This window comes from bacterium (Candidatus Blackallbacteria) CG13_big_fil_rev_8_21_14_2_50_49_14 (assembly GCA_002783405.1).
Lineage (GTDB): Bacteria > Cyanobacteriota > Sericytochromatia > UBA7694 > UBA7694.
In genome coordinates, this window is sequence record PFGG01000063.1 from 93 (window position 1) to 18,983 (window position 18,891).

30 protein-coding genes are annotated in these 18,891 nt (G+C 48.8%); 28 read left to right on the top strand and 2 right to left on the bottom strand.

What is annotated here, in order from left to right:
- The first annotated feature begins 206 nt into the window (after window positions 1–206).
- From COW20_15130 to COW20_15215, 18 genes are all read left to right on the top strand, one after another.
- Window positions 207–752, top strand: coding sequence for a hypothetical protein (locus tag COW20_15130; protein ID PIW46620.1), 546 nt, complete (start codon window positions 207–209; stop codon window positions 750–752).
- Window positions 753–877: 125 nt separating this feature from the next.
- Complete coding sequence (locus tag COW20_15135) at window positions 878–1,156, top strand: hypothetical protein (GenBank protein ID PIW46621.1); 279 nt, start codon at window positions 878–880, stop codon at window positions 1,154–1,156.
- Window positions 1,153–1,557 carry a hypothetical protein gene (locus tag COW20_15140; GenBank protein ID PIW46622.1) on the top strand — a complete coding sequence of 135 codons (405 nt, stop codon included), beginning with the start codon at window positions 1,153–1,155 and terminating at the stop codon, window positions 1,555–1,557. Before COW20_15135 ends, COW20_15140 begins: the two co-directional genes overlap by 4 nt.
- Window positions 1,554–1,958: a GemA protein gene (locus tag COW20_15145; protein ID PIW46623.1), complete on the top strand. Its 405-nt coding sequence runs from the start codon at window positions 1,554–1,556 to the stop codon at window positions 1,956–1,958. The genes COW20_15140 and COW20_15145 overlap by 4 nt, the downstream gene beginning before the upstream one ends.
- Window positions 1,955–2,407, top strand: coding sequence for a hypothetical protein (locus COW20_15150; GenBank protein PIW46624.1), 453 nt, complete (start codon window positions 1,955–1,957; stop codon window positions 2,405–2,407). The genes COW20_15145 and COW20_15150 overlap by 4 nt, the downstream gene beginning before the upstream one ends.
- Window positions 2,400–2,804: a hypothetical protein gene (locus COW20_15155; GenBank protein PIW46625.1), complete on the top strand. Its 405-nt coding sequence runs from the start codon at window positions 2,400–2,402 to the stop codon at window positions 2,802–2,804. Before COW20_15150 ends, COW20_15155 begins: the two co-directional genes overlap by 8 nt.
- Window positions 2,804–3,226 carry a hypothetical protein gene (locus COW20_15160; GenBank protein ID PIW46626.1) on the top strand — a complete coding sequence of 141 codons (423 nt, stop codon included), beginning with the start codon at window positions 2,804–2,806 and terminating at the stop codon, window positions 3,224–3,226. Before COW20_15155 ends, COW20_15160 begins: the two co-directional genes overlap by 1 nt.
- A gap of 85 nt (window positions 3,227–3,311) precedes the next feature.
- Complete coding sequence (locus tag COW20_15165; protein PIW46627.1) at window positions 3,312–3,764, top strand: peptidase M15A; 453 nt, start codon at window positions 3,312–3,314, stop codon at window positions 3,762–3,764.
- A gap of 132 nt (window positions 3,765–3,896) precedes the next feature.
- Window positions 3,897–4,133, top strand: a complete 237-nt coding sequence (locus tag COW20_15170; protein ID PIW46628.1) for a hypothetical protein — start codon at window positions 3,897–3,899, stop codon at window positions 4,131–4,133.
- On the top strand, window positions 4,130–4,462 hold the full coding sequence (locus COW20_15175; protein PIW46629.1) for a hypothetical protein: 333 nt from the start codon (window positions 4,130–4,132) through the stop codon (window positions 4,460–4,462). The genes COW20_15170 and COW20_15175 overlap by 4 nt, the downstream gene beginning before the upstream one ends.
- Window positions 4,455–4,763, top strand: coding sequence for a cytoplasmic protein (locus tag COW20_15180; GenBank protein ID PIW46630.1), 309 nt, complete (start codon window positions 4,455–4,457; stop codon window positions 4,761–4,763). The genes COW20_15175 and COW20_15180 overlap by 8 nt, the downstream gene beginning before the upstream one ends.
- A 2-nt stretch (window positions 4,764–4,765) precedes the next feature.
- Window positions 4,766–5,302 (top strand): hypothetical protein, encoded by a 537-nt coding sequence (locus COW20_15185; protein PIW46631.1) that lies wholly within the window; start codon window positions 4,766–4,768, stop codon window positions 5,300–5,302.
- On the top strand, window positions 5,292–6,632 hold the full coding sequence (locus COW20_15190; GenBank protein PIW46632.1) for a terminase: 1,341 nt from the start codon (window positions 5,292–5,294) through the stop codon (window positions 6,630–6,632). Before COW20_15185 ends, COW20_15190 begins: the two co-directional genes overlap by 11 nt.
- Window positions 6,616–8,145 (top strand): portal protein, encoded by a 1,530-nt coding sequence (locus COW20_15195; GenBank protein ID PIW46633.1) that lies wholly within the window; start codon window positions 6,616–6,618, stop codon window positions 8,143–8,145. Before COW20_15190 ends, COW20_15195 begins: the two co-directional genes overlap by 17 nt.
- Entirely contained in the window at window positions 8,135–8,332 is a 198-nt protein-coding gene (locus tag COW20_15200) for a hypothetical protein (protein ID PIW46634.1), read from the top strand. Before COW20_15195 ends, COW20_15200 begins: the two co-directional genes overlap by 11 nt.
- A complete protein-coding gene (locus tag COW20_15205; GenBank protein PIW46635.1) occupies window positions 8,325–9,632 on the top strand; it encodes a phage head protein in 1,308 nt (435 codons plus the stop codon). The genes COW20_15200 and COW20_15205 overlap by 8 nt, the downstream gene beginning before the upstream one ends.
- Before the next feature lie 106 nt (window positions 9,633–9,738).
- Window positions 9,739–9,963: a hypothetical protein gene (locus COW20_15210; GenBank protein ID PIW46636.1), complete on the top strand. Its 225-nt coding sequence runs from the start codon at window positions 9,739–9,741 to the stop codon at window positions 9,961–9,963.
- Window positions 9,963–10,493, top strand: a complete 531-nt coding sequence (locus COW20_15215; GenBank protein ID PIW46637.1) for a phage virion morphogenesis protein — start codon at window positions 9,963–9,965, stop codon at window positions 10,491–10,493. The genes COW20_15210 and COW20_15215 overlap by 1 nt, the downstream gene beginning before the upstream one ends.
- 11 nt (window positions 10,494–10,504) lie before the next feature.
- Here COW20_15215 and COW20_15220 read toward each other — a convergent pair whose 3' ends face one another.
- Together COW20_15220 and COW20_15225 are read right to left on the bottom strand one after the other, a co-directional pair.
- Window positions 10,505–11,401 carry a hypothetical protein gene (locus COW20_15220; protein ID PIW46638.1) on the bottom strand — a complete coding sequence of 299 codons (897 nt, stop codon included), beginning with the start codon at window positions 11,399–11,401 and terminating at the stop codon, window positions 10,505–10,507.
- Window positions 11,398–12,276, bottom strand: coding sequence for a hypothetical protein (locus COW20_15225; GenBank protein ID PIW46639.1), 879 nt, complete (start codon window positions 12,274–12,276; stop codon window positions 11,398–11,400). Before COW20_15225 ends, COW20_15220 begins: the two co-directional genes overlap by 4 nt.
- A gap of 256 nt (window positions 12,277–12,532) precedes the next feature.
- Between COW20_15225 and COW20_15230 the strand changes: the two genes are divergently transcribed.
- From COW20_15230 to COW20_15275, 10 genes are all read left to right on the top strand, one after another.
- Complete coding sequence (locus COW20_15230; protein ID PIW46640.1) at window positions 12,533–12,823, top strand: IS200/IS605 family transposase; 291 nt, start codon at window positions 12,533–12,535, stop codon at window positions 12,821–12,823.
- Between the two features lie 90 nt (window positions 12,824–12,913).
- Window positions 12,914–13,957, top strand: a complete 1,044-nt coding sequence (locus tag COW20_15235) for a hypothetical protein (GenBank protein PIW46641.1) — start codon at window positions 12,914–12,916, stop codon at window positions 13,955–13,957.
- A 36-nt stretch (window positions 13,958–13,993) separates the two neighbouring features.
- The gene (locus COW20_15240) at window positions 13,994–14,296 is read left to right on the top strand and encodes a DUF2190 domain-containing protein (GenBank protein ID PIW46663.1); all 303 of its coding nucleotides are present in this window, start codon (window positions 13,994–13,996) and stop codon (window positions 14,294–14,296) included.
- A gap of 23 nt (window positions 14,297–14,319) precedes the next feature.
- Window positions 14,320–15,255, top strand: a complete 936-nt coding sequence (locus tag COW20_15245) for a hypothetical protein (GenBank protein PIW46642.1) — start codon at window positions 14,320–14,322, stop codon at window positions 15,253–15,255.
- Window positions 15,256–15,435: 180 nt separating this feature from the next.
- Window positions 15,436–15,846: a DUF1320 domain-containing protein gene (locus tag COW20_15250; GenBank protein ID PIW46643.1), complete on the top strand. Its 411-nt coding sequence runs from the start codon at window positions 15,436–15,438 to the stop codon at window positions 15,844–15,846.
- Window positions 15,847–15,848: 2 nt separating this feature from the next.
- On the top strand, window positions 15,849–16,310 hold the full coding sequence (locus COW20_15255) for a hypothetical protein (protein PIW46644.1): 462 nt from the start codon (window positions 15,849–15,851) through the stop codon (window positions 16,308–16,310).
- A gap of 2 nt (window positions 16,311–16,312) precedes the next feature.
- Window positions 16,313–16,507, top strand: a complete 195-nt coding sequence (locus COW20_15260) for a hypothetical protein (GenBank protein PIW46645.1) — start codon at window positions 16,313–16,315, stop codon at window positions 16,505–16,507.
- A complete protein-coding gene (locus COW20_15265; GenBank protein ID PIW46646.1) occupies window positions 16,507–17,934 on the top strand; it encodes a phage tail protein in 1,428 nt (475 codons plus the stop codon). The genes COW20_15260 and COW20_15265 overlap by 1 nt, the downstream gene beginning before the upstream one ends.
- Window positions 17,935–17,946: 12 nt before the next feature.
- A complete protein-coding gene (locus COW20_15270) occupies window positions 17,947–18,468 on the top strand; it encodes a phage major tail tube protein (protein ID PIW46647.1) in 522 nt (173 codons plus the stop codon).
- A gap of 7 nt (window positions 18,469–18,475) precedes the next feature.
- Complete coding sequence (locus tag COW20_15275; GenBank protein PIW46648.1) at window positions 18,476–18,745, top strand: hypothetical protein; 270 nt, start codon at window positions 18,476–18,478, stop codon at window positions 18,743–18,745.
- The last annotated feature ends 146 nt before the right edge of the window (window positions 18,746–18,891 follow it).

Genomic DNA, 18,891 nt, shown 5'->3' on the forward strand with positions numbered 1-18,891 from the left:
GACTTGGGGGTATAGGCCATGAAAAACTTTATTCGGAAAACAAATAAACAAAACAAGTGGACAGAAGTTCATCTTGCTCACAAGAACTCTATCCTGGATCGCGCAATTTGTGGAAAGCTTCTTCCCTCACGGCAGGGTGGAAATGAAAGTTGGGTTCCTACTTTTGAACCTGTCACCTGTCGCCCGTGTTTGGCCAAACAACACAAATGGGAACAGGGGGCCGAAGCATGAACTTAATGTTTGAATTTGGTGAGCGTCTCAGAGTGGGCAGAAAAAAATTAGGTCTTACTCAACGCGAAATGTCCGAGAAAATCGGAATCTGCTATAAGACGTTGATTCTTTATGAGTCGGGGAAAAGGTATCCTCAGGTTACTATTCTGCCTGCTCTTGCTGCAATTGGGGTTGACCTTAATTATCTGGTTTTAGGGGCCATTCAGAATGGTTTTTCCTGCCCGTACTGTGGCTGCTTATATGCTGATGATTTCTCTCTAGATAAAACATTCCAGGCATGTTATTTTGTCAAAACCGCGAAATGTGAATCCTGTCATCGACATGTGATCATCGAGTCTGACACCAAGACCATTTATCGTTTGGTTGGAATTGAAGATGAATTAGATTGGCTTGTCCACTGGGTTGTTTCGCTAAAGGGGGAGAAACACAATCTCCTTAAAAAAGTTCTTCTTAAAGAGATTGCGCGACTCGAAGATCTCGCGAGTGAAAATCTTTTAATTAAGGATGGTGATAAGGCATGATTCACACACCTAAACCCTGCCACTGCAACCGTCCCTCCCATTTCTGCGCCTGCCCTAAAAACTGGGCGGCGTGCTCTTCCTGTCAGGCTGAAATAACCTGGGTCAAGACCAAGAACGGGAAAAACATGCCGATCAATGGGCATATCCGCGCAAAGCTCTTTGAGCACGGAACCCATACCCCGCACTGGAGCAGTTGCCCTCAATCAGAGCAGTACCGCAAACGTCAGGCAAAGTTCCAATCCGCAGCGGAAGCGGCAATGCAATTGGAACAGGCTACACGGAAAGCTTCTGCCTATGTTCGGCGCGAAGTCCCAAAGCTGGTGCGCCAGATGGATCTCTTTGCTCAGAACAATCTCGAAGAACTTCATGCCCTGCGCGAAAAACAGATGGGAGGCCCTAAATGAGAGAATCCGTATTTTACCCTACGCCCTACATTGGGGTTTACCAGCATGCCAGCACCCTGCTTTATCACCTGCGCAATCTTCGCACAGGCAGAATCATTCAGCGCTCTTATCCCACAGTTGGAGCGGCCCTTCACGCTCAAAAAATACTTGAAGAAGGGAGCCCTGACCAGCTTAAAATCTTGCCTCCTGAAATCAGGATGCAGCAAGGAGGCTTCGTTTATTCTCCTCAGGCCCGCCATGTCTTTGATACCCCTGAAGAAGCACTGGCCTTTGGTAAACAGTATGAGCGCGAAAGCTTGGATCAATCTATGGATATTCACTTTGGTTTGGATGCCACCATTGAAGCTCTGACTGAAGAACTCAAAGCATTGGATGAATGTATCCGGGGGTGCAGAGCATGAAACCTGATCGCCGCAAGGAACTGGGAATTATCCATGCCGCCAAAAAGCGCTTGGGTCTCGATGATGATTGCTATCGCGATCTGCTCGAAGGTGTAACCGGAAAGCGCAGTGCTGCTGACCTCGACGACAATGAACGCCAGAAGTTGATTGCTGAAATGGAGCGTTTGCAGGGCAAAAAACCGTGGCATAAACCCCGTGTAAACTTGCCCGACGATAAAATCCGCATGGTCAAGAAAATCTATGCCATGTTGGGCGACCGGCCCGTGACATATATCGAAGCCATGCTGAAACACATGTTTGGTGACAAAGCTCCTGATAGGCTTGAATGGGCCACACCTGATCAACTGCATAAGGTTGTGGCGGCTCTGGTTTATGACCAGAAACGGAGAAACACGCGATGAGAATCAAATGCCCCTCTTGTTTTGCTGAATTCGATCTGGCTTCTGCGCTGGATAGCGAAGCTGGGCGTGAATTGATGGTGGTTTTGGCAAAGCTCGAACCCGCAACCTCTCGCCCCCTTGTTTCATACCTGGGCCTGTTTCGCTCTGCCTCACGCGCTCTTTCCTTTGATCGTGCCTTGCGACTGGCTCAAGAAGTTCTGGCTTTGGATTCAGACAAAGCTCGGTTATCCACAGGGCTTGCAAAAGCTGTGGAAATCTTGCGCGAAAAGCAGGCTTCAGGGAACTGGAAACCCATGAACAATCACAACTATCTCAAGCGGGTTCTGGAAGGCTTGCCCTCAGATTCTACTCAAGCTGTGATTACTCCAACCCCCATGCCTGCCCGCCCAACGTATCAAAGTAAAACGGCTGCGGCCCTGTTTGCCCTGGAGGATATTAAAAATGGTTGAACGCCAAGAACCGCCGAAATGGCTGCGTGATGTGGTTTCTGATGGTCTGAAGCATCTCGTTGTTTTGGGGTTGCCTGGTCAGCCCCCGGCAGAAACCATCGGTATGACCGGCAAGGCTTGGATTAAGGCCCTGTGGAAATACTCTACCTCATGGGATGAAGCTCAGGACAGACCCCGTCTCGAAGAAGCATTCTTGACCATGCTTCCTGAAGTGGAGCGCTGGCCTGTTCCTAAAGATTTGATTGCAGCCCTGCCCCCACGGCCAGAACCCTTAAAGCTCATGGCTCCCAAAATGACCGAAGAGCAACGCCTCTTCAATATTGAGCAAGTTCAGAAAATTAAAGCCTCACTGGCAGATTTTTTCAAAATGCCAGCGCCTGCAAAGGATAAAAGATAATGGAACAGCCCTCTCTTTTCCCGCTTGAAGAATATACAAAATTGCCACAAATATCTGAAGATCAAATTGGTGTTCTTGAGTTTGAATTGGGCAAAGAAAACGCTCTGACAATTATCAAGGCTCTTGGTGGTCTATCTATCAAAGTCCCTCGTCAGCCAAACGGGACAGATTATGAATTCTTTGAGCAAAAGCTTGGTCTGGAATTGGCTCGACTTCTTGTATTGAAGTTTGGTGGTGAAGAGATTTATATTGTTCGTAATCGCGCCAAAGAAGCCAGGTCTATACACAGAGAGGCTATACAAATTTTTCGCAATTTTGTTTCACAAGGAAACTCACGTCGTAGGGCGGTGCATCTAACAGCATTACAACTCGGTAGAAGTGCGCGAAATATCTATTACATTCTCGATGAATACAAGGTTTAAGAACCGAAAACACACTCAGTTTGATTTAGTTCACCACGACTTAACCCCTTCATTTTTGGCATTCTCAATCCAGGAGGATGCCATCATGCCCAAACTTTCACCCAATTTCTATCTTTCTGAATTAACAGTTTCTCAGACTGCTGCCCGTCAGAATATTTCAAATGAACCCGGTGCGGCGCATATCGCCAATCTGGAGCGCCTCTGCAAAACGGCCCTTCAGCCCCTACGCGATAAACTGGCCCGCCCCGTGCTGATCACCAGCGGGTACCGTTCCCCGGCTCTGAATCGGGTCATCGGAGGGTCAACTACCTCAGCGCACATGGACGGACGCGCCGCAGATATTCACGTTCAAGGCATGTCTTCCTCTCAGCTTATGCGGTATATCCATGCTATGAATCTGCCTGTCGATCAGGTGATTGATGAATTCGGCTCCTGGGTGCATGTTGGCATTGCTCAGGCAGGTGCTAATCCGCGCCGTCAGTATTTGATCGCCCGTTATTATAGCGGCAGAGTCTCTTACGACCTGGCTAAATTTTGATGCGTAAAGTTCAGTTTTATTTGGGGAATCGGGGCTGGCATTACATGGTGGGTGATTTCACCAGTCAGCCCTTTCCCTCTCAGCAAATGGCCTTTGAGGCCTATCATATCGCATTCACAGATCGGAGACCTCATGGAAAATAATCAGCCTGTACAGGAACAGCCTAAAAAGCCCTGGTATACCTCAAAGACCCTGATCTTTAACGCCCTGGCCGCTGGCCTAACTGCCCTTGAAGCCAGTACAGGGATGCTAAAGCCTCTGGTGGGTGAAAACTTCTACCTGATTATGGCGGGTGTTTTGCCTGTCGTGAATGCTGTTCTGCGGGTGGTTACGACTCAGCCCCTTGGCAATACAGGTGGTGAGCCATGACATTAACGCTTGAGTGGGGGCAGGTCGCTTGGGCTTCAGGTTTGGCTGTGGCCTGGTCTGCTCTTTTGATTGGAGTGATTCAGCGTCTTGTTTCAAAGGTTTTTTCAAGCTTTGAAAAAAAGGTCGCCGAAGAAAATAAGCAGTTCATAGCGCAACTTGAAGCAAACCGCTTGGAGCTTCAGCGTGTGGAGGCTGAATTCAGAAAACTCCTGGTTGAATTGCCCATTCAGTACCAGCGCCGTGATGACACAATCAGAGACCAGACGGTGCTGAATGCCAAGCTAGACAAGGTTTATGAAATTATGCTGGAGTTGAAACGAAATGCCTGACATTATGGATATTGCCCGTGCCGAGCGCGAAACCCTGCGCTGGATTATTTTGTCTGCCCTGTGGCATGCCCGGCCCTATGGGTGCAGCGAGTACCTGATTCTGCGTACCGCTCAAGACGTGCCTCTGCGCGTTACCCAAGATCAGGTCAGGCAAGAAATGCACTACCTCAAGGGCCGTCACCTGATTGAAGTCAATGACAATCAGCCTCTCTGGCACGCAACCATTACCCCCGATGGCGAAGATCTGGTGGATTATCGTTCTGATTGTCCTGCCGGTATTGCCCGCCCCCCAAAGTGGTAAACATGGCGAAACCCTCAAAGATTGCAATCATGCCTTCCGAAGTGCGCGAATGGCTTGAAAAAGCTTTGATAGATCGTGGCTTCTCTGGCTACAAAGAACTTGAGGCCCTGATGAAAGACAAGGGCTTTGATATCTCTCATGCGGCTATTCATCGCCATGGGCAAAAGCTTGAGCGCCGTTTAAGTGCAATCAAGGCCAGTACAGAGGCTGCTCGTATGATTGCTCAATCCGCCCCTGATGATGCCGATCACCGCTCTGCTGCCGTCATTTCATTGGTGCAGACAGAACTCTTTGAAGCCCTGCTCAATTTGCAGGATGCCGAAGATGCCGATCCTGGCGAACGGGTCAAACTGCTTTCAGGTGCGGCCAGAGCCATTTCTGAAGCCAGTCGTGCCAGTGTCAGTCAAAAACGCTGGGAAGATGAAGTTAAGTCCAAACTCTCTGCGCTCGAAGCCCAGGCTCAAGAACAGACCAAAGGCAAAAAACGCTTAGATCCAGAAACCCTTCGCGCAGTCAGAGAGGCCCTGTATGGGGTCTGATGGGCCTGTTCTCTATCCTTATCAGCAGCGCTATCTGAAAGACGATTCCCGCTTTAAAGTCGGGATGTTTTCGCGTCAATGCGGTAAAACATTTACCACAACACTTGAATCGGTTTTGGATTGCTTGGAGGGAGAATCTGAGGGGAGACCCCGACGCTGGACGATCCTCTCCGTTTCAGAAGACCGCGCCAAAGATGCGATAGACAACGGGGTTAAACTGCATTTGAATGCCTTTCAAATGGCCTTTGAATACCTCGAAGAAGAATTCAGCAAAGAAGACAAAGCTTATGAGGTGCGGCTTCCTGGTGGTTCCAGGATACGGGCTATTGCAGCCAATCCGCGCACTGCACGCGGCATGACAGAAAACCTGATTCTGGATGAATTTGCTCACCATCAAGACAGCCGTGCCATCTGGACAGCCCTTTTCCCGGTGATTTCCAAACCTGGCCTAAAACTGCGCGTCATTTCTACGCCCAACGGCAAGGGCAATAAATTTTATGAAATCATGACCTCAGACAAAATGGGCTTTACCCGACACATTACAGATATTTATCAGGCGGTCGCTGATGGGTTGCCTCGCAATATTGAAGAGCTTAAAGCGGGCCTGAATGACCCTGATGCTTGGGCACAGGAATTTGAATGTAAGTTTATCGACGCGGCCACAGCTTGGCTGACCTATGACCTGATTGATAGTTGTGAAGACCCTTATGCTGGAATTCCAGATCTTTATGCCGGAGGCTATTGCTACCTGGGGGTAGACTTTGGCCGTGAGCGCGATTTAACCACAATGTATCTGCTCGAAAATGTCGGGGATGTGCTCTGGCTGCGTGAGTATCGCGAACTCTTCAGAACCCCCTGGCATCAGCAAAAAGAAGTCATCAATGAATTGTTCAGAAAATACCGGATTCTCAGGGCTGCCATGGATTCAACGGGAATGGGCAGTGAGCCTGTTGAATGGGCGAAATACCAGCACGGACACAGCAGAGTAGAAGCTGTGAATTTTAGTGGTGAGCGCAAATTGAATATCGCGACGGTACTCAAAACCCGTATGGAAGACCGTCTGATTAGAATTCCCCATGTACAAGCCTTGCGTGATGACTTACATTCAGTCACCAAAACCATTGGCCCCACTGGAAGCCCTCGCTTATCTGCCGGTCGGGCAAATGGCAGTCACGCGGATAGATTCTGGGCTCTGGCTCTGGCCTGTGCTGCCGCAGATACCGAAGCTCCACCAGATTACAGTCAGATACAGACAACAGGCCAAACAGAAAAAGATCTCCCTCTGCGTACCTGGGGGAGCATTTCAGGAGTAAATTATTGTGGATACTAAAAAACCAAACCTGATTGAAATTGCGACGACAAACGACGGGAGAGATATTACCCGTGGTTATACTGAAGCCCTGCCCTATTTGACTCCTTCAGACAAAGTGTTGACCCAAGCTGGTGGCTTGCAGGGATATGAAGAACTGCTCAGAGATGATCAGGTATCTGCCTGTTTTTCGCAACGCCGCAATGCTGTACTTTCCCGTCCCTGGGATGTGGTTCCAGGTGGAACAAAACGACAGGACAAAGCCGCCGCTGAATTGGTTGAAGCAACCCTGAAAAACCTTGAATTCGATACCATCACCGATCACATGCTTTATGCCCGTTTTTATGGCTATGCTGTGGCAGAGGTCATGTGGGAGATTGAAAACAGCCAGGTCAAACTTTCAGACATTCGCGTGCGTGATCGTCGCCGCTTTGTCTTTGCCCCGGATAACAGTTTGCTGCTTTTAACCAGTCACAATGTCATGGGTGAGGCCCTGCCAGAGCGTAAATTCTGGACGGCTTCAGTGGGGGCCTCTCATCATGATGAGCCCTATGGTCTGGGCTTGGGTCACTCACTCTATTGGCCCGTCTGGTTCAAACGTCAAGGGGCAAAGTTTTGGGCGCGATTCATGGAAAAGTTTGCAGCTCCAACCACAGTTGGCACATTCCCCAACGGAACCGATCAGGCAGAGCGTTCTATGCTCTTGGGGGCAGTTCAGGCTGCGGCCACTGATGCCGGGATTATCGTGCCCGAAGGTGTAAAAATTGAACTGCTCGAAGCCAGTCGTGGCGGGAATGCCTCTTATGAGCAGTGGCTTCATTATTGGGACAGCGCCATTGCAAAGGTTATTCTGGGTCAGACCATGACCACAGAAGACGGAAGCAGCTATTCTCAAGCGACTGTGCATTATGACGTGCGCCAAGACCTTGTGAAAGCTGATGCTGATCTGGTCTGCCAGAGTGCAAATAACTCCTGGGTGCGTTGGTTGATTGATTTCAATCTGCCCGGTGCAGCCTACCCAACACTTTGGCGCGACATGGAAGATGCCGAAGACCTGAAATCCAGATCAGAGCGAGACAAAGCCCTCTTTGACATGGGATACAGACTCACACCTAAAGCCCTTAAAGAAGTGTATGGGGACGATTATGAACCCATTAAACCCGAACCATCCACAACAGGCGAAGCTGAAAAACTTAAGGGAAAGACAAGCGCTGAACAAAAACGCGAACTTAAGATTGGTTTTCAGATGCCAGAGCTGGCCGAGGGAGACAAAACTGAATTACCCCCAACCCCCGTCGAACCTCTTACCCAGACCCTGGATGAACAGACTGCCCCGATCTGGAAAAAGATTCTGGCCCATATCCAGAATCTGGTGGACACTGCCCCTGACCTACCCAGCCTGCGCGATGCCCTTTTGAATGCCTATGCAGATCTGCCTGGTGATGAACTGGGTGAAATTATGGGGCTGGCCCTCATGACGGCTGAACTGGCGGGTCGCTTTGATGTCGAGCAGGAGAATGATAATGAAGCCTGAGTCTGAAAAAATCCTTTTTAGAAGTGGCCCACGATCAAAATCTCATTTCGTGCCCAATGGTATAGGTAAGGCTTTGTGCGGTGCAAAAGCAAAAAATTGGCAAAAGGTAGAGATTCCCTCATACCCTAAATGGATCAGTCTTTGCGTAGAATGCGATGGCTTGAGTAAGGAATCTGAAAATGCCTGAACCATCTATCTCAGGCGTCTTTCGAGAGCCTTTCCAGGAGCAAGTCGCTTTCTTCCGGCAGAAGTTGGGCAATCAAGTACCCACAGAACGCTGGACAGACATGCAGAAAGAGGCACATGATCGGGGCTTTATCGTGGCAGGCGCTGCCAAAGCAGATTTACTCGCTGACCTGGCTGCCTCTGTAGATAAAGCGATCAGTCAGGGAACAAGTCTGGATGCCTTTCGCAAAGATTTCAGAAGCATTGCTGCCAAGCATGGCTGGGATTATCGCGGGGAGTTTAACTGGCGCACAAAGGTCATTTACCAGACCAATATGCTGACCAGTTATTCAGCTGGCCGTCTGGCTCAACTGCGTGAGGCAGGCTTCACGCACTGGGAATACATTCACAGCAAAGCCGTGGCTCACCCTCGCAAACAACACCAAGCCTGGGATGGTTTGGTGCTCCCTGCTGATGATCCCTTCTGGAACGCCCACTACCCGCCCAATGGCTGGGGCTGTCAGTGTCGGGTCAAAGGCAAGAATAATCCCTCAGACATTGGCCAGGCCCCTGATGTGGAAATTGACCCCAAAACAGGTGAACCCTTCGGCATAGACAAAGGCTGGGGGTACATGCCTGGGAATACCGTCAGTGATACAGTTCGCGCCATGGGAGAAAAAACGGTGCAATGGGATACCACAATTGTCAAAGCCTATATGGAAAATTTGCCAGAAGGTATTAAAGACCAGTTTGCCCGTTCATATCGTGATTTACCTTCGACGGCAGATGCTGCCAGACAATACGCAAAGCGAGTATTTGAAAAACGTCCTAATTACCAAGAATTTCAAACATTGGGGCTGATAGAATCCAAAGATGCTCAGATGATCCGTGGCTGGACATTTAAGGAAACAGCAGAAGAGCTGGCTGCTAGAAATAGAAAACGCATCAAGCACGGTAAGCCGCCAATAGAGAATCCATTTGAGATGAAAAATGTGGATATTAAAGGCTTTGATTTTGCCTTGAACAAGTCTGCATTGAATCACATTCGTGATAGACATGGTGTTGCGGGGCAAGATGTGGTTGGTGAAATGGTGAATAGCCAAAAGCCTGTTGAACCCGATGATTTCAAGATAATTCCCGAAGTATTAAACTCACCTGACATTATTGAAAACAGGGGAGCAACAGATATTGGTGGAGGCACACCTTTTCTTGCCTATAAAAAAGCAATTGGGAATCAAACCTATGTTGTTCTATTTGAGGTTTTGGGGAAAAAGCGAATGCTCTCGATGAAAAGTTTTTTCATTTATCAGAGAAAGTCTTAGCAGGAGGTCTGCGACGGATTCATGCAATTTCACTTGCCTTCTCCATACGTCCGAAAGCGATTTCGCAGTAATCCCCTGCTACATTTATTATACAACAGGGCTCCCCATGCCTGATATAGAACAGAGGCTCTTTCCCGATGAAGTCACTGAGCTGGTTTATCATTTCCAGCGCCAAACTGGCAATTACAATATCGAAGCCTTTCTCTCTTTTACAAATCCCAATCTCTGGCTGATTGGTCAGGAAATCGAAGGTGTCGGAATTCATGTGATCGCCCAGTATGAAAAGTTTGATCTTCAGCTCAATGTCATTAAGGGTGAGGACTTTTTCTGATGCAGTTCGATATCAAGCTGGATGACTCAACCGTCCTGAATACCCTGCTCCGATTGAAGGAAAAGTCAGGCAATCTTCGGCCTGTTATGAAAGAGATCGGCGAAGAGATGCTCGAAAGTGTCAAGAAGCGCTTTGAAACCAGCACAGGCCCAGACGGCCAAAAGTGGGCAGCCAACAAAGACAGTACACTTCTGAAGATGCTTAACAAGACCAAGGGGAACTTTAAAAAGAAAGGCGGTCTGACCAAGAAAGGCCAAGGCCGCGCTTCTGGGAAAAAGCCCCTGATTGGCGAAAGCAAATCCCTCTCTGGAACCATTCATTACCGGGCCACTTCACAAGAGCTGAAGATCGGCTCTGGCATGATTTATTCCCGTGTGCAGCATTTCGGAGCATCCCAGGGAGCTTTTGGTAAAACCAAGCGCGGGGCTCCGATTCCCTGGGGTAATATTCCAGGTCGGCCCTATCTTGGTTTTTCGGATGAAGACAGATCTGTTATTTTGCAGACAATTGAAAAATACTTGAAGGCGTGAAGCTTGATTTTTTAAATATCTTCAAAAATATTCAGTTGTTTAGTAAAGCCTTCAGGTAAAAATGGAGGATAAAAAACCCCTATAATTGAAAATGGGTTTGGGCGGTTAAGCAGATGATTGTTAAATACTGTACCCATGTAAAAGTAAATATCTTTTTTTATAAAATCATCAAAGTATCTCTGTTTGACCTTTTGGCACGCTTCTTCATCTGTCTGCGTGCTCTTTCGACTCTTCCAATACAGCATGCCTGTTTCCCAGTCAGTAATAATCAGATTACTAATCTTACCTTTGGAATCCTTAAACTTGTACTTAAAAGTAAAAGGTAGCTTGTCCACAACTTTAAATGGGCTTGATTTTAAATTGCCTCCAACATCATCAAAGAGAGAAAGTTGATTTTCAAGTTCATAGACTTTCCCTTTATTCCATGTTCTGTCATCAGGTTTCCAGGTAAAATCTAAAATTTCAGTAGGCTTAAACATTGCCAAAGAAATGGGGACTGGGTTACTGTCTCGCTTAGAATCAGCAATCAATTCGTCTAAGCTATCGTAAATTCGCACTTTATCAATAGTCAACGCACGTCGTTTAGACCATCCAGGGTCTTTAGCTGTTGGTATTTTGGGGCTTACTTTTATTTGGTTAATATCTATCGGCTGAAAGCTTTCGACCCGGAAATCTTTCTTCGTATCTCGCCGTATCGCTCTTACGTCAACCCATGAATATTTTGGATAACGTTTATCAAAATCTTCGATTTGCCTAAAAGGGATAGGATAGAGCCTTATCCATTTCCCATCATCTGTTATGCCAGCAGTACAAACTGTTTCCGCATACTTCGTGGACAATGTTGGATATGTTTTTACTGTAATTAAAACCTTTAAATCCTGAGGGTTTGGGTCAAAGTAGTCAGTCATAAATTTATTACATTAATCTCCTTATTCGCTTGAATAACGTTTATTAATCTTCCACGATGACAATTACAGGATTTATGCTCAAAGCACATTAATGCTATCCGTTTTTTGTTTTCAAATAAGTGCAATATTGGCGGTAATAAATTGGTCGAGTTATTACTTATTGTGGCTTCGTATTCATTGAAGAGCTGATTCCAATCTCCAGTTTCTTGAACAATTTTCCTTTTTTCAGATTCAATTCCCAATTCTGGATGGTGACTATACGTAATCGAAACTGACTCAAGTGTTTTGCAAAGCTCAGATTTTTTAAAGCCAAATTTCATACTGTAGGCATTTTTTCTTACATCGCATAAATGTTGGATGTCATTCTTTAAAAGAATTTGTACAAATGCGTCTAACGACAAACCCTCATAACCGATAGTGTAAATAGCAGATAAATCAGACTTTGGTTTAAATGCTTGTATTTTTTTTACCTCAGGCTCGGTCAGTAGTTGTGAGGCTATTTCACTGTTTACAGCATATTCTGGATACTCATTGTAAGTGTGTTTAATGAGTTCTGATTCTTGCAGGTTAGCAAAATTAATCGCGAGATCGTTCATCAAACGGCGGTCAACTGGTGTTAGTTCAGGGATCTCATGTGTGATTAACTTCCACACAGATGGTTGCGCTGATTTGTATAATAGCCCGTTCTTTTCTAGGTTAAGTAAATCTGACTTTATGACGAATGAATATGCACCAAACCGATGCGGAACGAAGTCATAATGAGGTTTGTTTAATTTTGGAGATAAAATGAACATAAGCTTTTGAACTTGTCTGGATGTCAGAGCGTTGCCAAAAGTCTGGATTAAGTTCAAAAGTAATTTACGTCTGTAGTACATAGTGCCTCAAAATTTAGTGCTTGTTTATTAGTTTCTTTCATCATTAAATAATTTGCAAGCAATATCTGTGAGAATATCTCATTGATACAAATAACATTTAAACCCATTTGAAAGCTGTTTAAATTTTGTTTTACACCCATCAGTGGTATGTTGATACTAAACCACAACCACACCGGCCTTAAAATCGATTCTACAGCGTCTCGCTAAATTTGTTTCAGGCAAAGCCTGAAATACATCTTTCAGTGTCAATGACCCACTGTTTTCAGAGCTGTGCAAAAAGTGGGGTTCAGAGCTTATCGAGTTTGGCGGAGAGCCCGACCATGTGCATATTCTGTTTACCACCAACCCCAAAGTACAACCCTCCAAACTGGTCAATAACTTTAAATCTGTCAGCAGCCGAATGGTACGCCAAGCGTATGCAGAACACCTCAAACGCTTTTACTGGAAGCCGTTGTTTTGGACAGACAGCTATTGCATTCTGACCACTGGCGGGGCAACCATCGAAACCATCAAGCGCTACATCGAAAATCAAGGTATTGACGTCTGATAGGTGGTTAGCTCAGGTCTTACGACCTGACACGCCTTCCTCCCCGGCCCAGCAAGCTAGGGCACGGGGAATCCAGGCGTGAGAATCAGTGTGAACTATGTCACCACGACGCTGCCTTGCTTTCAGCCCTATGCTAAGGGCATGATTAAGCAAACTCAAACATCACCCGGCACCCTACGCAATGCTTGGATTCACGCCCTCAAGGCGGGAACCTGGGCAGGGCTGTCAGGGTCTGTTTCCATTTCTCCTGTTGACCTGGCGCAAATCGCCCAGAGCTATAACCCCTCCCTACACGAAGCCCCTGTGGTCTTGGGACACCCCGCCACAGATGACCCAGCCTTTGGGTGGGTTCGCTCTGCTGAATTGCGCTCTGATGGTCTCTGGCTGGAAACAGGGCTGGTGCCTGAGCTTGCGGATATGTTCGATCGCGAATTGTACAAAAAGGTCAGTGTTTCGCTTTATCCCCCCGACAGCCCTGCGAACCCGATGCCTGGGAGTTATTACCTCAAGCACTTGGGTTTCTTAGGGGCACAGCCCCCTGCGGTCAAAGGTTTGAAGGGTGTGATTTATAACAGCGAGGACACTGACCATATCACCATTGAATTTATGGAGGCCCGCATGGGTGACGAAAACAAAGACCCTGCCGTAGCTTTGGCTGAAAAGCAAACCGCTATTCTCTTGCAGGAACAAAAGGTAACTGACCGTGAAAAGACAGTTGACCTGGCTGAAAAAGATCTGGCACGGCGCGAACGCGAATTCCGCCGCAAAGAATGGAAGCAAACGCTTCAAACCCACATCCAGGCGGGTCGCCTATTGCCTGCTCAGGAGTCCTTTGCGCTGGCCTTGATGGAATCCCTTGAGGGCAAAACCGTCGATCTGGGCGAAGGAGACAAGCCTTTGCTGGATGGGTTCCAAAATTTTCTCTCTGCTCTGCCTGTTCAGGTTCCTCTGGGTGAAAAAGCTGCTGGTGAAAAATTGCCTGCCGCTCCTGCGGTCAGCTTTGCTGCGCCCTCAGAGTACGAAGTTAATTCTGAGCGTCTGGCATTGCACGCCCAAGTAAAAGCTTGGATGGCAAAGAATCCAGGCAAGACCTATGTCGAAGCTATTCAAGCCATTGAAGGAGGCGCAAGCTAAATGTCAGCACAGTTCAGAAGCGTTTTAACGCTGAGTATTCTTGCGACTGCCGGTTTAACCGGCAATCGTTTGGTCTCTCCGACAGGAGGGCTGCCGACCGCAGGCGGAAATACCTTGGGGGTTGCCGGTATGGACACTTCTTCAGGTCAGACCGCTCCGGTGATTGCAATGGGCACAGCTCCGATTGAAGCCTCTGCCGCTATCGCTGAAGGGGCAGAAGTAGAAGCTCTGGCCGATGGCCGGATTGTCACCAAGTCTACGGGTGTAACCGTGGGCCGTACTTTGCAGGCCGCCACGGCTGCCGGGCAAGTCATTGAAGTTCTGCTGATTCCCAACTAAAGAAAAACCAAGGAGAAAAACCAATGGCTCAAATGAACACAGCCCAGGCCCGTGTCGTCGATCCCGTTCTGACTGAAGTGGCCCGTGGGTACCGCAATGCCGAACATGTCGGCTTAAATCTTTTCCCTTATGTGCCTGTCGGTCAGCGGGGTGGGAAGGTCGTTGAATTTGGCAAAGAAGCTTTCAAGCTCTACCGCACAGCTCGCGCTCCCGGTGGGAATGTCGGTTCAGTAGATTTTGCTTATTCCAATACCCCCTATGCCCTTGAACAACACGCTCTGAATGGAAAAGTCCCTGTTGAATTACTCGAAGATGCGAAAGCTATTCCAGGTATTGACTTAGGCAAGATTGCCGTCAGCCAGGTCATGGATATTATTCACCTGCGTCTGGAGTACCAACAGGCCCAACTGGCCCGCAATGCGGCCTCCTATGCTGCCAGCAATAAGGTTACGCTCTCTGGAACATCGCAGTGGAGTGATGCCAGCTCGAAACCCTCTTCAGACATTGAAACTGCCCGTGAAGCAATTCGCACAAAGACAGGGCTTTATCCCAATGTCGCAATCATTTCAGCAGCTGTTTTCTCAGTCCTGAAAACCCATCCGCAGATCATTGATCGGATTAAGTACACGGGTCGGGATTCCGTAACCGCTCAAATGCTGGCCGCGCTCTGGGATATTGACCAGGTGCATGTCGGCAAGGCTGTTTATGCCGATGAATCAGGCGCGTTCACCGATGTTTGGGGCAAAGATGTGGTGCTGGCCTACGCTGCCCCCGCCTCTCTGGCTGCCATGGGCTCACCGTCCTACGCGTACACTTACCGTCTGCGCAATTACCCGGTGGCCGAAGAGGCCAATTACAGCAAGAATGATCGTTCTTGGTATTACCCCGTGATTGACGAGGTTTCCCCCGTCATTGCCGGTGCTGATGCCGGATACCTGATCACGAACGCGGTGGCTTAGGTCTGTGAAAATCAAGACGGTCACACCGATTAAACATGACGGGGAGATGATTCCGCAGGATACCCTGCTGGATCTCCCCGCTGAACAGGCCCAGCCCCTGATTGATGCCGGGGCTGCGCTTGCGGTGGATTTAAACGGGGTTAAAACACCCCCTAAATCCTCTAAAAAGGCCGGGTGAAAATGGACTACGCCACACCCGCCGAATTGATTGCCGCTGCCCCTGAGAATCTGGTCGCCAACCTGACAGGCACAGATACCCCGGATACCGTGGCAATCCAGCGAGCATTGAATGATGCCTTTGCTGAAATCGACGGGTATCTGGCCGGTCGCTATGTATTACCGCTGGCCTCAGTGCCCCCTGTCCTGAGGCGGGTCGCGATAGATATTGCCATGTACAGGCTTCAAAATCTGCGTGGTTTCGGAGACCTTGAAGATTCTCGCAAGCGCTATGAGGATGCTATTGCATACCTGAAGATGCTGGCCAAAGGCGAAGTCAGTCTGGGTCTGTCAACCGCAGATACGGGCAGTGCCGCCCCGACCGGCATTGCCTATTCAGCCCCTGATTCCATCATGACGAATCTGGGGTACTGAGCATGTCCTGGGAGCTGGATATTGAGACCGCCATCGTAGACCGGCTGAAAATTGCTCTGTCGCCGCTGCCGGTTGAAGCTCTCCCAGAGAAACAGTGGAACTTTACCCATCCTATTGGGGCTGCTTTGGTGGTCTTTACTGGGGCCGATCCCGGCCCCGGAATCGATCTCTTCACCACAGCCCAGCCCGTCACGCTGAGCTATGAATTGGTCTTGTTCTCTCGCTCGCTGCGCTCTGGAACAGGACTTTATTCGCTGCTCGAAGCCAGCCGTAAAGCATTGCTGGGTTGGGTGCCCCCTGATTCTGGTCTGACTCCCTTCCGTATTGGCCGGGTCACGAATCACGGTCAGGAAGAAGGGGCTTGGAGCATGAGCATTATCCTGAACACGCAAGCGGTTTGGGTGGATGATGCAGAGCCCGTAATCGGGCCGCTTTTGAAACTATTAACTTTCGATGAGGTTTGACCATGACCACTTATACCTACAACGGCCCGCCCTCTGGGGTCACATTGGCAGACGGGAGCGAAGTCCTGTTTTACCCCGGCCAGAAATATGGCTTGCCTGAAGACAATGAATACGTCCAGGCACTGGTAAGCCAGCGGCGACTTGTTCCTGAGCCATCCCAGCCCAAAACCAGCAAAAGCAAAGGAGAAAAAGCCTAATGGCTGTCAATTACCTTCACGGGGTCGAAACCATCGAGGTGGACAAAGGCCCCCGCCCCATCCGAACCGTTAAAACTGCTGTGGTGGGCCTGATTGGCTCTGCCCCAATGGGTGCAGTCAATACGCCGACAGTGGTGCTCTCTGACCGGGATGCTGCTGCTTTTGGCCCTCAGACCCCTAACTTTACCATTCCCCAAGCTCTGAATGCGATCTTCGACCAAGGCTATGGCACGGTGATCGTGATTAATGTGCTTGACCCTGCTGTGCATAAAACCGCTGTGGCTGCTGAAGCTCAAACCTTCGGTACCGATGGCACCTTGAGCCTTGCGCATCCACATATCGCCAATCTGGTTTTGAAGAATACTGGCGGGACGGTCACCTATGTCAAAGATACAGACTATTCAGTTGACCCTGTGACCGGGAAAGTCACCCGAATTCCGACAGGTGATATTACCGCAGGTCAAGCCATTGAAGCGGATTATGACTATGCCGATCCTACCAAAGTATTGGCCTCGGATATTATCGGCGGCACTTCTGTGGGGGGGCAGCGTTCAGGCATCCAGGCCCTGGATGACACGTATAACCTCTTCGGCTATTTCGCCAAGATTCTAATCTCACCCGTGTTCTGCACTCAGAACAGTGTTGCAGTTGAGCTGATTGCAATGGCGCAAAAGCTCAAAGCCATTGCCCTGATCGATGCTCCAATCGGCACGACACCCGCCCAAGCCATTGCAGGGCGCGGTCCTGCGGGCACGATTAACTTCAATACCAGCTCAGAGCGGGCTTATCTCTGCTATCCCCATCTCAAAGTTTACGATACCGTGCTCAATGCCGAACGTCTGGAACCCTACAGCCAGCGTCTGGCAGGAGTCATGTGTCGACGTGATGTTGAAAATGGCTATTGGTGGTCTCCCTCCAATCTGGAAATCCTGGGCATCACAGGCTCTGAATTCCCAATCTCTGCCCGCGTGAACGATCCCAATACTGAAGCCAACCAGCTCAACGAAGCCGGAATCTGTACGGTCTTTAACAGCTTTGGAACGGGTCTGCGCACTTGGGGTAATCGAAGTGCCGCATGGCCTTCAGTCACCAGCCCCAAAAACTTCGTTTCTGTGCGCCGTACCGCTGATGTTCTGCATGAATCCATCGAGTTTTCAATGCTCCAGTTCATTGATTACCCGATTGACGATGTTCTGATTGATGCCATCATTCAGAGCGCCAATGCCTTTGTCCGTACTCTGATCGGACGTGGAGCGATTGTAGACGGTGAAGTAACCTACGATCCCGCCAAGAATCCCCCCACAGAGATTGCCTTGGGCCATCTCACCTTTGATGTGACCTTCATTCCGCCGACCCCGGCAGAACGCATCACCTTTGAATCCTTCCTCGACATCAATTTGCTGGCTGGCCTTGGGGCCGCAGCGTAAAAGGAGCAAACCATGTCTAAAATTGCGATCAACCGCCTGACCAATGCCAATGTCTTCTTTGAGGGGAATAGTCTGCTGGGTCGGGTTGAAGAAATCACCTTACCTGAAATTAAGGTGAAAACAGCAGAGCACAAAGCACTGGGAATGGTTGGGAGCATTGAAGCCTTCGCTGGCTTTGAGAAGCTCGAAGGCAAGATCAAATGGTCAAGCCTTTACCCCGATGCCATGAAGAAAACAGCCAATCCCTTCAAGTCTGTGCAGATTCAGGTGCGTGGTTCACTGGAATCCTGGACAGGTCAAGGCCGTTCAGAACAGAAAAAGGTCGTTATTAACCTGACGGTGGCCTTTAAAAAGTTCCCTGGCGGGAATTTCAAGCCCCAAGACAATGTGGAGCTTGAGACAGATTTTGCCTGCTATTACATGAAACAGACCGTCAATGGCGAAGATATTGTCGAAATTGACGTGCTCGAAAACATCTACAAAGCCGGTGGGGTCGATATGCTGGCGACTTACAGAAGTAACATAGGGGGATAATTGAAATATGGAGCCCGTAACTCAAGAAACCAATCCCAACCAGCTTGAAGTCACCCTTTCTGACGGTCGCACTGCGATTGTGCGCAAAGCCAAAGGGCGACAGCTCAGAAACGCCATGCGCATTTCTGACAATCCAAACGAATTCGGTATGATTCTGGCCGCTGATTCCACCACTATCAATGGAAAATCTTTGAACTACGAAGACGATTTTCTCGAAATGGACTTGGATGACTGTAACGCACTTATTCAGGCCTCAAACAAACTGCTGGGAAAGTAGTTCTACCCAGCGCTCAGCTTCTTGTTCATCTCTGCCATGTCACTGGAGCCAGTCCGTCTGAAATAGACTGCATGGATCTTGATGACCTGGCGTGGTGGTGTCAGGAGTCTGTCGCCTACTGGAATCACATCAATACCCCCAAGGAG

Excerpts from the sequence above, each read along its gene's own strand:
- COW20_15130 (PIW46620.1), top strand. The coding sequence starts at position 207 with ATGGGAACAGGGGGCCGAAGCATGAACTTAATGTTTGAATTTGGTGAG.
- COW20_15135 (PIW46621.1), top strand. The coding sequence starts at position 878 with ATGCCGATCAATGGGCATATCCGCGCAAAGCTCTTTGAGCACGGAACC.
- COW20_15140 (PIW46622.1), top strand. The coding sequence starts at position 1,153 with ATGAGAGAATCCGTATTTTACCCTACGCCCTACATTGGGGTTTACCAG.
- COW20_15145 (PIW46623.1), top strand. The coding sequence starts at position 1,554 with ATGAAACCTGATCGCCGCAAGGAACTGGGAATTATCCATGCCGCCAAA.
- COW20_15150 (PIW46624.1), top strand. The coding sequence starts at position 1,955 with ATGAGAATCAAATGCCCCTCTTGTTTTGCTGAATTCGATCTGGCTTCT.
- COW20_15155 (PIW46625.1), top strand. The coding sequence starts at position 2,400 with ATGGTTGAACGCCAAGAACCGCCGAAATGGCTGCGTGATGTGGTTTCT.
- COW20_15160 (PIW46626.1), top strand. The coding sequence starts at position 2,804 with ATGGAACAGCCCTCTCTTTTCCCGCTTGAAGAATATACAAAATTGCCA.
- COW20_15165 (PIW46627.1), top strand. The coding sequence starts at position 3,312 with ATGCCCAAACTTTCACCCAATTTCTATCTTTCTGAATTAACAGTTTCT.
- COW20_15170 (PIW46628.1), top strand. The coding sequence starts at position 3,897 with ATGGAAAATAATCAGCCTGTACAGGAACAGCCTAAAAAGCCCTGGTAT.
- COW20_15175 (PIW46629.1), top strand. The coding sequence starts at position 4,130 with ATGACATTAACGCTTGAGTGGGGGCAGGTCGCTTGGGCTTCAGGTTTG.
- COW20_15180 (PIW46630.1), top strand. The coding sequence starts at position 4,455 with ATGCCTGACATTATGGATATTGCCCGTGCCGAGCGCGAAACCCTGCGC.
- COW20_15185 (PIW46631.1), top strand. The coding sequence starts at position 4,766 with ATGGCGAAACCCTCAAAGATTGCAATCATGCCTTCCGAAGTGCGCGAA.
- COW20_15190 (PIW46632.1), top strand. The coding sequence starts at position 5,292 with ATGGGGTCTGATGGGCCTGTTCTCTATCCTTATCAGCAGCGCTATCTG.
- COW20_15200 (PIW46634.1), top strand. The coding sequence starts at position 8,135 with ATGAAGCCTGAGTCTGAAAAAATCCTTTTTAGAAGTGGCCCACGATCA.
- COW20_15205 (PIW46635.1), top strand. The coding sequence starts at position 8,325 with ATGCCTGAACCATCTATCTCAGGCGTCTTTCGAGAGCCTTTCCAGGAG.
- COW20_15210 (PIW46636.1), top strand. The coding sequence starts at position 9,739 with ATGCCTGATATAGAACAGAGGCTCTTTCCCGATGAAGTCACTGAGCTG.
- COW20_15215 (PIW46637.1), top strand. The coding sequence starts at position 9,963 with ATGCAGTTCGATATCAAGCTGGATGACTCAACCGTCCTGAATACCCTG.
- COW20_15220 (PIW46638.1), bottom strand. The coding sequence starts at position 11,401 with ATGACTGACTACTTTGACCCAAACCCTCAGGATTTAAAGGTTTTAATT.
- COW20_15225 (PIW46639.1), bottom strand. The coding sequence starts at position 12,276 with ATGTACTACAGACGTAAATTACTTTTGAACTTAATCCAGACTTTTGGC.
- COW20_15245 (PIW46642.1), top strand. The coding sequence starts at position 14,320 with ATGGCTCAAATGAACACAGCCCAGGCCCGTGTCGTCGATCCCGTTCTG.
- COW20_15250 (PIW46643.1), top strand. The coding sequence starts at position 15,436 with ATGGACTACGCCACACCCGCCGAATTGATTGCCGCTGCCCCTGAGAAT.
- COW20_15255 (PIW46644.1), top strand. The coding sequence starts at position 15,849 with ATGTCCTGGGAGCTGGATATTGAGACCGCCATCGTAGACCGGCTGAAA.
- COW20_15260 (PIW46645.1), top strand. The coding sequence starts at position 16,313 with ATGACCACTTATACCTACAACGGCCCGCCCTCTGGGGTCACATTGGCA.
- COW20_15265 (PIW46646.1), top strand. The coding sequence starts at position 16,507 with ATGGCTGTCAATTACCTTCACGGGGTCGAAACCATCGAGGTGGACAAA.
- COW20_15270 (PIW46647.1), top strand. The coding sequence starts at position 17,947 with ATGTCTAAAATTGCGATCAACCGCCTGACCAATGCCAATGTCTTCTTT.
- COW20_15275 (PIW46648.1), top strand. The coding sequence starts at position 18,476 with ATGGAGCCCGTAACTCAAGAAACCAATCCCAACCAGCTTGAAGTCACC.